General features: G+C 62.4%; 9 protein-coding genes. 4 read left to right on the top strand and 5 right to left on the bottom strand.

The features are described 5' to 3' along the window. Positions 1-19: 19 nt before the first annotated feature. The 5 genes from HX824_RS16930 to HX824_RS16950 form a co-directional block, all read right to left on the bottom strand. A complete protein-coding gene (locus tag HX824_RS16930; RefSeq protein WP_177054844.1) occupies positions 20-412 on the bottom strand; it encodes a VOC family protein in 393 nt (130 codons plus the stop codon). After that, entirely contained in the window at positions 412-1,044 is a 633-nt protein-coding gene (locus tag HX824_RS16935) for a BRCT domain-containing protein (protein ID WP_087695346.1), read from the bottom strand. Before HX824_RS16935 ends, HX824_RS16930 begins: the two co-directional genes overlap by 1 nt. Positions 1,045-1,535: 491 nt before the next feature. Then, entirely contained in the window at positions 1,536-1,997 is a 462-nt protein-coding gene (locus HX824_RS16940; RefSeq protein WP_177054845.1) for a cysteine hydrolase family protein, read from the bottom strand. Positions 1,998-2,134: 137 nt separating this feature from the next. Next, a complete protein-coding gene (locus HX824_RS16945) occupies positions 2,135-3,961 on the bottom strand; it encodes a glycoside hydrolase family 15 protein (RefSeq protein WP_008434531.1) in 1,827 nt (608 codons plus the stop codon). Further along, on the bottom strand, positions 3,954-4,754 hold the full coding sequence (locus HX824_RS16950; protein WP_003208175.1) for a glucose 1-dehydrogenase: 801 nt from the start codon (positions 4,752-4,754) through the stop codon (positions 3,954-3,956). Before HX824_RS16950 ends, HX824_RS16945 begins: the two co-directional genes overlap by 8 nt. 161 nt (positions 4,755-4,915) lie before the next feature. Here HX824_RS16950 and HX824_RS16955 point away from each other — a divergent pair, with 161 nt between their 5' ends. The 4 genes from HX824_RS16955 to HX824_RS16970 all read left to right on the top strand — a co-directional run bounded on the left by HX824_RS16955 (position 4,916) and on the right by HX824_RS16970 (position 9,847). Continuing rightward, positions 4,916-5,659: a helix-turn-helix domain-containing protein gene (locus HX824_RS16955; protein ID WP_177054846.1), complete on the top strand. Its 744-nt coding sequence runs from the start codon at positions 4,916-4,918 to the stop codon at positions 5,657-5,659. Between the two features lie 114 nt (positions 5,660-5,773). Beyond that, on the top strand, positions 5,774-7,222 hold the full coding sequence (locus tag HX824_RS16960; RefSeq protein WP_177054847.1) for an efflux transporter outer membrane subunit: 1,449 nt from the start codon (positions 5,774-5,776) through the stop codon (positions 7,220-7,222). After that, complete coding sequence (locus HX824_RS16965) at positions 7,219-8,349, top strand: HlyD family secretion protein (RefSeq protein ID WP_134327030.1); 1,131 nt, start codon at positions 7,219-7,221, stop codon at positions 8,347-8,349. Before HX824_RS16960 ends, HX824_RS16965 begins: the two co-directional genes overlap by 4 nt. Next, the gene (locus HX824_RS16970) at positions 8,339-9,847 is read left to right on the top strand and encodes an MDR family MFS transporter (RefSeq protein ID WP_177054848.1); all 1,509 of its coding nucleotides are present in this window, start codon (positions 8,339-8,341) and stop codon (positions 9,845-9,847) included. Before HX824_RS16965 ends, HX824_RS16970 begins: the two co-directional genes overlap by 11 nt. The last annotated feature ends 115 nt before the right edge of the window (positions 9,848-9,962 follow it).

The raw sequence follows: 9,962 nt of genomic DNA on the forward strand, positions 1-9,962 counted from the left end.
GAACTGTAGACCAAGCGGGTTACCGAGTGTGGTTCGAAAGGCTGCAATTGCTTGACTTGTCTAGACCGGCCTGGCGCAAGCCGATGCAATTACCCCAAGGGTCGCGCACCTGGCACATCCACTCGCCGCCTTGGATTTTCATCGGGCCGCGATACAAAGTGGCGCCTAACGTGACCAGTCGCTGTACCTCGTGATGCAGGTTAACCACCCGCCAATACACCACCGACCCCGCCGCACCGCTGGCGACCTTGTTGTCGGCGTTCACGATTTCGATGGCCACGCCGCCCACGTCCAAATGACCGAAATCATCGGGCTCGTGGTAGATGCGTGTGGCGGCATAGAAGGCGGTGGCGTACCACTCAGTGGCGGCACGCCAGTCGGGGACGTGAATCAGGATGGAGATAATGGGCATCAACCGAACAACACCTGCTGCCAATGGGTTTCACTGATGATAGCGATCGGAATACCGCTATTTCTTAACTCGACGGCTTTTTTGATCTTCGTTCCATATGAGCTATGGAGCCATTGTTCATTACCAACGCTCCCGACCACGAGAAAATGAACCTTCTTGCTCACCGAGTTACCGATTAGGCCGCCGCGTTCTACGACAAGTAACTCACATTCCTTGCGAGGCCCGTACGCCATGACACCGGTAAACAAAAAAGTCCGGTCCTGCCACTCCAGTGTCGGAGCCGGATTGTTCAGCGGCAGGCTGCTGACAGCAGAGGGGCGTTGAGGTGACCCCACCGAGATACCGGAAAACTGATGCAGCATTTCCAACAGTTCTGCGGACTCTTCCGCGTCGAGAACACCGTCACTCAACATGCTGGCAAGGCGCTGATAAAGAATGTTTACCACCGGGTCTTCCAACTGGAGCAGATGGGTTTCTATCCAGGTCTTTAGAAACGCTGCTTCCATCTGATTGATGTTTCCGTCGGCGACCAGGCCGGCAGTGACGCCGAGTAATGCGTCGGCAGAGCGCCGATCAATACGCGCCTTGTGGAAGAGGTGACTGCGTTCGAATTCCTGATGAAGATCGGTCATGCGTCCATGCTCCTTAAGTCAGTGCTTTGCCAGGTCTCGGTCCAGCTCAGCATGGGCCGAAGGTTTCGCGTTGATGGTGAAACCGATATACACACATGTTGTGATGTTTGCCAAATAACCTGTGGCGAGGGAGCTTGCTCCCGTTGGGCTGCGCAGCAGCCCCAGGTTTTGTTGAATGTGTTCTTTGAGTTAGATGGCGTTGAGCTTTTGGGGCCGCTTCGCGCCCCAGCGGGAGCAAGCTCCCTCGCCACAGGTATTGCGGTCATATTCCTTCCTTGAATATTTAGCGGTGTCGTAAACGGTGGGACCGATCTACACAGATCTTGTGTTTTTTGCCAAACAACCTGTGGCGAGGGAGCTTGCTCCCGTTGGGCTGCGCAGCAGCCCCAGGTTTTGTTGAATGTGTTCTTTGAGTTAGATGGCGTTGAGCTTTTTAGGGCCGCTTCGCGCCCCAGCGGGAGCAAGCTCCCTCGCCACAGTGAGGGGTTGACTTAAATCTCTGCGTGGGTGATGACGTGTTTAAAGTGATGCCGCCACAAATCCGCGCCCAGTTTCCCAGAGCAATCCAGCGACGAACCCACGGTCAAATCGCTGATCAGCGTGGGCTGTAATCCGGCATCAAACAACGCAAACCCGGCCGCCAGCACACAGGTATCAGTCTGGATGCCACACACCAGCACTCGGTCCGGTGCGAGGCTTTTCAGGTGGCTGATGGTCTCGGGCGTGGGCGCGTAGCCGTGTTTGATGAAGATGTGGTCGGCGGCGATCAGGCTGTCGTCGTCGGGCGCCGGCTGCCAGCCGAGTTGGCGGGCGAACGGGGTTATGTTTTCGTCGTGGCGCTCTACGGTGGCCACTGACGGCATGCGACCCAGCAAGGCGTTGATGCCGATTACCAGCCAGTCGGGCGGGGCGAAGGAGGGTTGTACATCGATGATCAGTAGGACTTGGCGCATTGGCATCCTGGTATAGATCGAAGGACCACGCATTGTGCACCGGGTACACCTCGTCTCCAAGTCTGGCGCGGTCTATGTGGGAGCAGGTAAGCCAGCTCCCACAAGGTTACTCAATTGCCTTCAGATTGTGCTCGGGCTCAAGGCTGCCAAACCGTCTTCACCCCGCTCAACTTCCGGTCCAGAAACGTCGCTGCGCTGATCAGCGCCAAATGGCTCAACGCCTGCGGTGTATTGCCCAAATGCCGTGCCTGGTTATCAAACTCTTCGGCATACAAACCCAGCGGGTTGGCATAGCGCAGCAACTGTTCAAACTCCAGATGCGCCTTCTCCACTTGCCCGGCCCGGGCCAGGCATTCCACGTACCAGAACGAGCACGCTGCAAACGCGCCCTCGGTGCCTTGTAGCCCATCAATCTGGCTGTCGTCGTTGCGGTAGCGGTAGACCATGCCGTCACGCACCAGGCTTTTCTGGATCGCCTCCAGTGTCGACAACCAGCGCGGGTCGGTCGCCGCAACGAAGCGCACCAGAGGCATCAACAGCATCGAGCCATCCAGCGCGGTGCTGCCGATATGCTGCACGAAGTGGCCGCGTTCTTCGTTCCAGAAGTTGCTCCAGATATCGGCGTAAATCGCCTGGCGGGTCTGGTCCCAACGGGCAAACGGCGCCGGTAGCGAGCGCTTGGACGCCAGTCGAATCGCCCGGTCCAGGGCCACCCAGCACATCAGCCTTGAGTGCAGGAAGTGATGCTGCTCACCGCGCATTTCCCAGATGCCGACGTCTTTGTGGTTCCAGGTTTCGCAGACCTGGTCGGCCACTTCCACCGTGTGTTTCCAGCCCTCGTGGGAGATGGCCTCACCGTATTTGTTGACCAGGTATACCGCGTCCATCAACTCGCCGTAGATATCCAGTTGCACCTGGTCGTACGCCTCGTTACCGATGCGCACCGGTTGCGCGCCGCCGTGGCCGCTGAGGTGGCTCAGCTCGGTTTCTGGCAGTTCCTGGCGGCCGTCGATGCCGTACAGGATGTTGATTTTCATCGGCTGATCGCAGCAGTCACCCACCCGGCCTTTCAACCAGCGCATGTAGCCGTTGGCTTCCTCGATAAACCCCAGGCGCATAAAGGCGTAGACGGTAAACGAGGCGTCGCGGATCCAGGTGTAGCGGTAGTCCCAGTTGCGCTCGCCGCCGGGTGTTTCCGGCAGGCCGAAGGTGGCGGCGGCGAGGATTGCACCGTGTTTGCGCGAGGTCAAAAGCTTCAAGGCCAGGGCCGAACGATTGACCATCTCGCGCCAGCGCCCACGGTAGTTGGATTGGGAAATCCAGCCGCGCCAGAACTTCAGGGTGCGCTCCAGGCACAGGTCGGTGCAGTCGTTTTTGACTCGGGCATCGTCCAGCCCGCCGAGGACAAACTCGGCGCCTTCTTCCTGGCCGAGTTCAAAGGATGCTACGGCAGCGTCGCCATCCAACTGCAGGGTGTGGCTGCTGGTCAGGCGCAGGCCGGGTTGGTCTGCGGCCTCAAACAACACGTCGCCGTCATCTTGAGTGGCCCGGGTCTGGGCGCGGGCGTAGTCATGTCGGACTGCGCAGCGCATATGGATGCTCGCTTTGCCGCTGACCACCCGCACCCGCCGAATCAGGATCGGCAGGTCGTCAACTTCTTCACTGACGGTCAAGAAATCGGTAATTTCCACCACCGCGTCATTACTCAACCAGCGGGTTTGCAGCACGTTGGTGTCGGGCAGGTAGATCTGCTCGCGGCGGGCGTCGGGCAGGTCCGGCGTGAGCTGGAATATGCCGGCGGCGGGGGAGTCCAGCAATGAGCAAAAGATGGAGGGGCTGTCGAACTCCGGCCAGCAGAAAAAATCGATGCTGCCTTTGTCGTTCACCAGCGCTGCACTGCGCATGTCGCCGATGATGCCGTGGGCATCAATGGCACTTTGTGGTTCGTTTTTCAGATCAACCATTGCCACGAAACTCCGGATAAAGGCTCATGCCGCCATCAATGAACAGGGTGCTGCCCACCACGTAGTCGGAGGCATCACTGGCCAGCCACACCACCGCGTTGGCCACGTCTTCGACGTCACCCACGCGGCCATAGGGAATCAACTTGAGCAGTTCCACTTCGGCCGCGCCTTCGGTGGCGGCGCGGTTGATGGCCGTGCGGATCGCTCCCGGCGCAACGCCGTTGATGCGGATGCGCTGCTGGCTGACTTCCTGGGCCAGGGTGCGCATCAGCATTTCCACGCCGCCCTTGGACGCGGCGTAGTTCACGTGCCCGGCCCAGGGAATCACCTGGTGCACCGAACTCATATGGATAATCTTCCCGGCGGCCCGGGAAACACCTTCGCGGATGCCCTGGCGGTTGAAGATGCGCAACGCGGCGCGGGCGCAGAGGAACTGGCCGGTGAGGTTGACGCCGATCACGGTGTTCCAGTCGTCGAGGGTCATGTCGACGGCAGCGGCGTCTTTCTGCATGCCCGAGTTGGCCACCAGGATGTCCAGGTGCCCGAAGGCATCAAGGGTCTGGGCAAACAGGCGCTCCACATCGGCCTCTTTCGACACGTCGGCGCCAATCGCAATGGCCCGGCCGCCGTTGGCGTTGATCTGCGCCGCCAGTGCTTCAGCCGGCGCCGCCTGGGCGTTGTAGTTCAGTACCACGGCGGCTCCGGCCTCGGCCAGGGCCTTGGCGGCCCCCGCGCCGATTCCGGAACTGGCGCCAGTCACCAGCGCCACTTGTTGCTCCAACGAAATGCGCATTGCCCACCCAACCTTTTTCAGAGTGCCCAACTAGCTGACTGACGGGGCGGCCCACAAGTTCACCGGCTGTCTGGAATGCGACGATGGCTGTCTATATCTATCGTTTTTGCCACAGGACTTTTCGCTAGAATCGACGCTTGATTGATGCGAGACCTCAGCCGATGAACAGCCCACCCCGCCCGTGGCTTGAAGCCTACGCCGACAACTACCGCAACGATGACGTGGTGCACCCCCATTGCCACGCCCAGGCGCAATTGATCCACGGCGTGTCCGGGGTGATGGTGGTCAGCACCGCCCAGGGCAGTTGGCTGGTGCCGTCCGGGCATGCGTTGTGGGTGCCGGCCGGCACCCCGCATGAGATCCGCATGGCCGGCGAGGTGCATATGCGCACGCTGTTCCTCATGCCCGAGGCCGAGCCGGGGCTGGGGCGCACCTGCCAGGTGATTGAAGTGTCGGCATTGCTGCGGGAGCTGATCGTCGCCGCCACGCAGATTGCCGGGCACCCCAGCCCGCGTCTGCAGGCCATGATCGAGTTGATCCGCATGGAACTGCTCGCCGCGCCGGTGGTGGCGATGCACGTGCCGGTGCCCGGCGAAGCACGGCTGGCCAGGCTGTGCACGCATTTCATCCGCAACCCTTCTGACGACAGCAGCCTGGAATCCTGGGCCGACAGCCTGAACATGAGCGCCCGCACCCTGAGCCGGGTGTTCCAGCGGGAGTTGGGCATGAGTTTCGGTGAATGGCGCAAGCGTGCGCGGTTGGCCCTGAGCTTGAAGTTGCTGGCCCAGGGCGTGTCGATCCTGGAGGTGGCGCTGGAGCATGGTTACCAGAGCCCGAGTGCGTTCAGCGCGATGTTTCGCAAGTCGCTGGGTTATCCGCCAAGTCATTTTCGGCCCGGAGTTTAGTGTTGCGTCAGGTAACGCTATTGTCCGTTTAGCGACGATACATGGCCCTGACGCGGGCGAATCGGACAGGCCATCTGCCTAATCTGCAAGGCTCCTTCTTGAGCGAGCCTTGTGATGCACAGCCCTTCTTTTCACCCATGGATGCCCATCGCCCTGTTGAGTGTGCTGGCCGGGTGCACTGGTGTGCCCGGTCAACCGTCGACCGTCACGGCGCAGCCTGCACCGCGGCTCTCCGCCGAGTCGGCCGAGGCGTTGCCCGCGCGGTGGTGGCAGCTGTACCGCGACCCGCAACTGGACGCCCTGGTGGCGCGGGCCCTGCACCAGAACAAAGACCTCGAAGCCGCCGCCGCCCATGTCGATGCGTTGCTGGCGCAGCTGGAACAGGCAGACGGCGAGCGCCTGCCGTCGACTTCCCTGGACTATGGCCTGGCCTACGGTCGCAGCCGCGATGACCAGACGCTGGCCCAGGCGACTAACCGTCATGCCGGTGCCGAATGGAGCCACACCCCTGAGTTTTCCCTGAGCTACACCCTCGATTTGTGGGGCGAGGTGCGTTATCGCATCGCTGCGGCACGGGCGGATGCCCAGGTGGCGCGGGCGCTGGAGGATGAGCTGCGGGTGACGGTGGCCGCGCAGACGGCCCGCGCCTATGCCCAGGCCTGCGTCTATGGTGTGCGCGAACAGGTGCAGGCGCACTCGGTGCAGCTGCTGGAGCAGAGCGTCGCGGTCACGCAGAAGCTGCAAAAGGCCGGCGCGGCCACGCAACTCGACCTGGCGCGCCTGCAAGGGTTGCTGGAAGAAACCCGGGCACCGTTGCCGATGTTCACGGCCCGGCGCAGCAGCGCGCTGTATGAGTTGGCCGTGCTCAGCGGGTTGCCGCCGGAGCAGGTCACGCCACGCAGCTGTACCCAGGCCCCGCAGTTGCAGGCGCCTTTGCCGGTGGGCGAGGGTTGGGCACTGCTGCAACGGCGGCCGGACATCCGCCGCGCCGAAGGGCAATTGCGCGCAGCCACCTTGACGGTGGGCCTGTCCCGCGCCGAGCTTTACCCGCGGATCACCTTCGGCGCGATGCTCGGTTCATCCGCCAGCAGCTTGGGCAAACTCGGTGACCGCTACGCGACGGTGTATTCCGTCGGGCCGCTGGTGTCGTGGCGCTTTCCCAATCGGCAGATCGCCCAGGCGCGGGTCAGGCAGAGCCAGGCCGAAGCGCGCCAGGCCCTGGCACGGTTTGACGGTACGGTGCTCAACGCGCTGAAGCAGGTGGAGCAGGCCATGGCCCTGTACCAGGGCGAACAGCAGCGTGGGCAGGCCCTGGCCGCCGCCCTGGACAACAACCGCCGCGCCTTCGACCTGGCCTCCCGCGGCTACCATTCCGGCGCGCTGGATGCCCTGCAACTGCTGGACAGCGAACGCAGCCTGGTGGGCCTTGAAGCCCGCGTGGCTGAGTCCGACCTGCGCTTGATCAACCGCCAGATCGACCTGTTCCAGGCCCTCGGTGGCGGCTGGCAGCGTGACGATCCAACCGCCCCCTTATCTGTCGCTGTCAATGGAGCCAAACCATGAACCAGGCTGTTGAACCCATTCGCCTGACCGTTATGCAACGTCATCGTCGCGCCCTGGTGACCACGGCTTCCCTCGCGACGCTGGTGGGGCTGGCAACCTTTGCCGGGTACTGGTGGCAATGGGGGCGTTTTCTTGAAGAAACCGACGATGCCTATGTGCGCGCTGATTGGGTCGCTATCAGCCCGCGAATTGCCGGGTATGTAGCCCAGGTGCTGGTGGAAGATAACCAGCCGGTCAAGGCCGGGGATGTGCTGGTGCGTATCGATGAGCGGGATTTCACCGAGCGTCTGAACAGCGCCCAGGCGCAACTGCAACAGGCGCAAGCAGCAGCGAGCGCACAGCAGGCATCGGTGCAAACCCTCGACGCGCAAATGGGCGAGCAACAGCAACGCATCGCCCAGGCCCGGGCGGAACTGAGCAGTGGCGAGGCCGAAGCCCGGCGCGCGCGGCTCGATTACCAGCGTTATCGTGAATTGGTCGCGCAACAGGTGGCCAGCGCCCAGCACCTGGAAACCGTCAGCGCCAGCCAGGCCAAGGCCCAGGCGGCCCTGGCCCAGGCGAGCGCCCAGGTCGCGCGGCAGCAGGCGCAGTTGCAGGTCTTGCAGGGACGCCGGCAACAGGCGCAGGCGCAAATCGTCGAGCATCAGGCACGCATCGGCGAGGCCCAGGCCAACCTCGCGCTGGCCCGCAATGCGTTGAAGGACACCGAGATCCGCGCGCCTTTTGATGGCGTGGTGGGCCAGCGCAAGGTCCGGCGCCAGCAATACGTGATGCCCGGCCTGCCGCTGTTGGCGGTGGTGCCGGTGGAGCAGGCCTATGTGATTGCCAACTACAAGGAAACCCAGTTGCAGCACATGGCGCCGGGGCAGTCGGTGGAAATCGCGGTGGACAGTTTTGCCGGCGCACATTGGCACGGCAAAGTGGAAAGCATCGCCCCCGGCTCTGGTGCCGTGTTCGCGCTGTTGCCGCCGGACAACGCCACCGGCAACTTCACCAAGATCGTCCAGCGGTTTCCGGTAAAGATTCGCCTGGAACCCGGTGAGTCGCGGGTGCTGCCGGGCATGTCGGTGATTGCCACGGTTGATACCCGCCCTGCCGCCAGCCAGGAGCACGTCCATGGAGGCTGAAGGGCGTGTGCCGTTTCGCGCCTGGGTCGCGGTGATCGGCGGACTGTTCGGCTGCTTCATGGCCGGGATGAACGTGCACGTCACCAGCGCCGCACTGCCGGAAATCGAAGGTGCACTGGGCGCGACGTTTGAGGAGGGTTCGTGGATTTCCACCGCTTACCTGGTGGCGGAGATCATCATGATTCCCCTCACCGCGTGGCTGGTGCAGGTGTTTTCCCTGCGCCGGGTGATGTTGTGGGGCTCGGGGATATTCCTGGTGGCCTCGGTGGCGTGTTCGCTGTCGCCCAACCTGCAAGTGATGATCCTGATCCGGGTGGTGCAGGGCGCGGCCGGGGCGGTGCTGATTCCCTTGTCATTCCAACTGATCATCACCGAGCTGCCGCCCAGCAAGATCCCGCTGGGCATGGCCTTGTTCAGCCTGGCCAACAGTGTGGCCCAGGCCGCCGGGCCATCGATTGGCGGCTGGCTGACCGACGCGTATTCCTGGCGCTGGATCTTCTACCTGCAACTGTTCCCCGGGATTGCGTTGTTGGCGGCGGTGGCCTGGTCGATCGACCGCCAACCGATGAAACTCGGCCTGTTGCGCCAGGGCGACTGGCTGGGCATCGGCTGCATGGTGCTGGGGCTGGGCGCGTTGCAGATCGTACTGGAGGAGGGCGGGCGCAAGGACTGGTTCGGCTCGCCCTTTATCGTGTGGATGACGCTGTTGGCGGTGGTGGGATTGATCGGCTTCGTGGCCCGTCAGTTATGGGGCAAGCATGCCTTTATCAACTTGCGGCTGTTGGGGCACTACAACTTTGGCGTGGCCAGCGTGGCGATGTTTATCTTTGGCGCGAGCACCTATGGGCTGGTGTTTCTGGTGCCCAATTACCTGTCGCAATTGCAGCACTACAACGCCAGTGAAATTGGTGTGAGCTTGATTGCGTATGGGCTGGTGCAATTGATCATGGCGCCGTTTTTGCCGCGCTTGATGAAGTGGGTGAGTGCCAAAATGCTGGTGGCCTCGGGGTTCGCGATCATGGCCTTGGGTTGCTGGATGGGCGCGCACCTGTCGGCGGACAGCGCCAGCAATGTGATCGTGCCCTCGATTGTGGTGCGCGGGATTGGTCAGCCGTTGATCATGGTGGCGTTGTCGGTGCTCGCTGTGCATGGGCTGGCCAAGGTGCAGGCGGGGTCGGCGTCGGCGGTGTTCTCGATGCTGCGCAATCTGGGGGGCGCCGTTGGAACAGCGTTACTGGCGCAGTTGGTGGTGGTGCGTGAGCGGGTGCATTCGGCGCGGATCGGGGAGGCGGTGACGCTGTTTGACCCGGTGCTGCAACAGCGCTTGCCTGGTGGGGTGCTGCAGGAGCAGTTGCCGGAGCATCAGGTGGTGTTGGACCTGCTGGATCGGAGTGTGCGCCATCAGGCGTTTTTGATGGCCTACAGTGATGCGTTCTTTCTGGCGTGTGTGGCGTTGGCAGCGTGTGCGGTGGCGGCGTTGATGTTGCGGCGGATCTAGGGGCAGTGCTGTGGGGGACTCAAGTGAGCGCAATGGTTCAGGTGTGTTTTTTATGGTTTTGGGGGCTGGGTACATATCCGTTATTTGGGTGATGGCCGCTTATGGTTCCGCTCTT

The sequence above is a fragment of the Pseudomonas sp. D4002 genome (assembly GCF_013385665.1).
Classification (GTDB): Bacteria; Pseudomonadota; Gammaproteobacteria; order Pseudomonadales; family Pseudomonadaceae; genus Aquipseudomonas.

Excerpts from the sequence above, each read along its gene's own strand:
- HX824_RS16955 (WP_177054846.1), top strand. The coding sequence starts at position 4,916 with ATGAACAGCCCACCCCGCCCGTGGCTTGAAGCCTACGCCGACAACTAC.
- HX824_RS16940 (WP_177054845.1), bottom strand. The coding sequence starts at position 1,997 with ATGCGCCAAGTCCTACTGATCATCGATGTACAACCCTCCTTCGCCCCG.
- HX824_RS16945 (WP_008434531.1), bottom strand. The coding sequence starts at position 3,961 with ATGGTTGATCTGAAAAACGAACCACAAAGTGCCATTGATGCCCACGGC.
- HX824_RS16930 (WP_177054844.1), bottom strand. The coding sequence starts at position 412 with ATGCCCATTATCTCCATCCTGATTCACGTCCCCGACTGGCGTGCCGCC.
- HX824_RS16935 (WP_087695346.1), bottom strand. The coding sequence starts at position 1,044 with ATGACCGATCTTCATCAGGAATTCGAACGCAGTCACCTCTTCCACAAG.
- HX824_RS16960 (WP_177054847.1), top strand. The coding sequence starts at position 5,774 with ATGCACAGCCCTTCTTTTCACCCATGGATGCCCATCGCCCTGTTGAGT.
- HX824_RS16950 (WP_003208175.1), bottom strand. The coding sequence starts at position 4,754 with ATGCGCATTTCGTTGGAGCAACAAGTGGCGCTGGTGACTGGCGCCAGT.
- HX824_RS16970 (WP_177054848.1), top strand. The coding sequence starts at position 8,339 with ATGGAGGCTGAAGGGCGTGTGCCGTTTCGCGCCTGGGTCGCGGTGATC.
- HX824_RS16965 (WP_134327030.1), top strand. The coding sequence starts at position 7,219 with ATGAACCAGGCTGTTGAACCCATTCGCCTGACCGTTATGCAACGTCAT.